Below are 3,045 nucleotides of genomic sequence, written 5' to 3'. Positions count from 1 at the left end.
AGGTGCAGGGCGACCAGCGAGGACGAGCACGCCGTGTCGACCGTGACCGCGGGCCCCTCGAACCCGAACGTGTAGGCGATCCGGCCCGACGCCACGCTCGCCGCGTTGCCGATGCTGAGGTAGCCGTCGACGGCCTCCGGCACCTGGGGAAGCCGGGCGGCATAGTCCTGACCGTTCATGCCGGCGAAGACCCCGGTCCTGCTGCCCCGCAGGGTGGATACGTCGATTCCGGCCCGCTCGAACGCCTCCCAGGCGGTCTCCAGAAGCAGCCGCTGCTGCGGATCGGTCGCCAGCGCCTCGCGCGGCGAGATCCCGAAGAACTCCGCGTCGAACTCGGCGACGCCGTCCAGGAACCCTCCGTGGCGGGTGTAGGACTTGCCGGGCCGGTCGGGATCGGGGTCGTACAGGCCCTCCACATCCCAGCCCCGGTCGTCGGGGAACTCCCCGACCGCGTCCACTCCTTCGGCGACCAGCCGCCACAGGTCCTCCGGCGAGCTCACCCCGCCGGGGAACCGGCACGCCATCCCGACAATCGCCATCGGTTCGGTCTGATCGTCCCGTACACGCTGGAGGCGCTGCCGTGTCTCGTGCAACTCGGCGGTGACCCGCTTGAGGAGATGCCTGATCTGGTCCTCACTCATGGTTTACGTCTGTCCCTCTCAAGCACGCGGTTCAGGAGATTCCAAGCGTTCTGCTGATGAACTCGACGAGTTCGTCGTCGCTCGCCGACGACAACTCGTCCGTGACGGCGTCCGCGGGCGGCGTCACGTCGCCCCATGTCGCGGTGAGCCTCCGCAGCCGGGCGGCGGCGACCTCCCGCTCGGCATCGCTCACCGAGGCCTTCGAGAGGGTCGCTTCCAGCGCCTCGATCCCCGCCAGGATCGATGTGATCGTCGTGGCCGTCGCGTCGGCGCGCGGTACGAGCTCCGCGTGCAGGTAGCCGGCCAGAGCCGTCGGGGTGGGATGGTCGAAGACGATCGAGGGAGGCAGCCGCAGCCCGGTCGCTGCGCCGAGCCGGTTGCGCAGCTCGACCGCGGCCAGCGAGTCGAATCCCTGGTCCCGGAACCTCCTGTCGGCCTCGACCGCCTCGGGGGACGAGTGGCTCTGCACCGCCGCGACCTGGAGACGGACCAGCCGTAGCAGGGTCCGGCGCTGCTCCGCCTCTGCCAGATCGGCGAGCTGCCGTACCAGTTCGGAAACGTCCGTCCCGGTCGGCTCGGCAGCGGCCCCGGGTGCCTGGAGGCGGGCCTGGACGATCTCCGGAAGCTCGCTCACCAGGGGATGTGGCCGGTGCTCGAACATGATCTTCCAGTCGATGTCGGCGATGACGACGTGGGGTTCGTCGTGATCGAGCGCCTGGCCCAGCGCGGTGACGGCGAGTTCGGGAGGGAGGCCGCGGAGGCCGTTCCTGGCCAGGGCCAGGGCCGCCTCGGAGGTGACGATGCCGCCGCCCGCCCACTGTCCCCAGGCGATCGAGGTGGCCGGCAGACCGGCTGCCCGGCGGTGCGCGGCGAGCGCGTCGAGGTAGGCGTTTCCCGGCGCGTAGTTGCCCTGACCGGCGACACCGCAGATGCCGGCGACCGAGGAGAACAGCACGAAGGCGGACAGGTCGAGATCGCGGGTCAGCTCGTGCAGATGCCGGGCGCCGACGGCCTTGACCCGCAGGGCGTGGTCCAGCCGCTCGGGGGTGAGCGCCGCGATCAGACCGTCGTCCAGCGTGGCGGCCGTGTGCACCACGGCGGTCAGCGGATGCTCCGGCGGCACCGAGGCGAGTACGCGGGCGAGGTCGTCCCGGTCACCGACGTCCGCCGCGGCGAAGGTGACCTGGGTCCCCAGGTCGGCGAGCCGTGCCCCGAGTTCGGCGGCGCCGGGTGCCGCCTCCCCCCGCCTGCTGACCAGAAGCAGGTGTCTGGCTCCTCGCCCGGCGAGCCAGGCCGCCACGTGCGCACCGAGCGCGCCCGTCCCACCGGTGACGAGGACGGTGCCCTCCGGGTTCCACCCGCCCCTGGCCGGCGATCCGGCCCCCTCGGTCAGGGGCGCGTGGATCAGGCGTCGCGCGTACAGGCCGGACTTGCGCACGGCCACCTCGATCTCCCGTCCGGCCGGCTCCGCGCTCAGCACACCCGCGAGACGTTCCCAGAGGAGGTCGTCCACCGTCGTGGGAAGGTCGGCCAGACCGCCCCACTGCGCGGGACTCTCGACCGCCGCGATCGCGCCCAGCCCCCAGGTGAGCGCCTGTGCGGGATCCGTCGCCTCGTCCGTGGGCCCGGTGGAGACCGCGTTGCGGGTCACGCACCAGAGCGGCGCGGCGAGGCCCGCGTCGTCCATCGCCTGGAGGAGCGCCACGTTCGCCGCGTACGCCCAGGGGACGGTGACCTGCGCATCCGCCGCTTCCTCTGTGGCGTTCTCAACAGCAGGGCTCTCGGCAGCGGGGTTCTCGGCAGCGGAGAGCAGCGAAAGCAGTCCCGCGACCCGGTCCACCGACCCCAGCTGGGCGGCGAGCTTCGCCCGATCCGCGTCGGTCACGACGATCCGGACGACGTCCGCTCCGCTGCCGGTCAGGGCGCGCTCGGCGGGTTCCGCCCACGCCGCCGCCTCCCCTTCGGGGACGAGCACGAGCCACGTTCCCGACAGGCGATCCACCGAAGTCCACCTGACCTGTCTCCAGACCACCCGGTAGCGCCAGGAGTCCGTGGAAGAGCGGACGCGCCTCCGGTCCCACCACGACGTGATCGCGGGCAGCACGGTGTTCAGGGAACCGCGCACGTCCCCGTCGCCGAGACCGAGGGCGTCCGCGAGTCGCTCGGCATCCGCGCTCTCCACCAGCTCCCAGAACCGGGCGTCCGTCGACTGTTCACCACCGTCCGGCCGGGTGGCATCGAGCCAGTAGCGCTGTCGCTGGAAGGCGTAGGTGGGCAGGTCCACCTTGCCCGCACCGGGAAAGACCACTTCCCAATCAATCGGACTGCCATGCACGAACGCGTGACCCAACGCGGTCACCACCGAGACCTCCTCCGACCGCTCCCGCCGCAACACCGGAACCAC

General features: G+C 71.8%; 2 protein-coding genes. Both read right to left on the bottom strand.

Annotated elements, in window-relative coordinates; all coding sequences use genetic code 11:
• A partial coding sequence (locus tag ABT130_RS47345) for a beta-ketoacyl synthase N-terminal-like domain-containing protein (protein WP_350966459.1) occupies positions 1-641 on the bottom strand: 641 nt, incomplete at its 3' end.
• A 31-nt stretch (positions 642-672) separates the two neighbouring features.
• The coding region (locus tag ABT130_RS47340) for an SDR family NAD(P)-dependent oxidoreductase (RefSeq protein ID WP_350966458.1) at positions 673-3,045 on the bottom strand (2,373 nt) is incomplete at its 5' end.

The sequence above is a fragment of the Streptosporangium sp. NPDC001681 genome (genome assembly GCF_040298085.1).
In the GTDB taxonomy this organism is placed as follows: domain Bacteria; phylum Actinomycetota; class Actinomycetes; order Streptosporangiales; family Streptosporangiaceae; genus Streptosporangium.
Note: the sequence above shows the minus strand (reverse complement) of the source record. Positions and strands in the feature narration are given on the sequence as shown.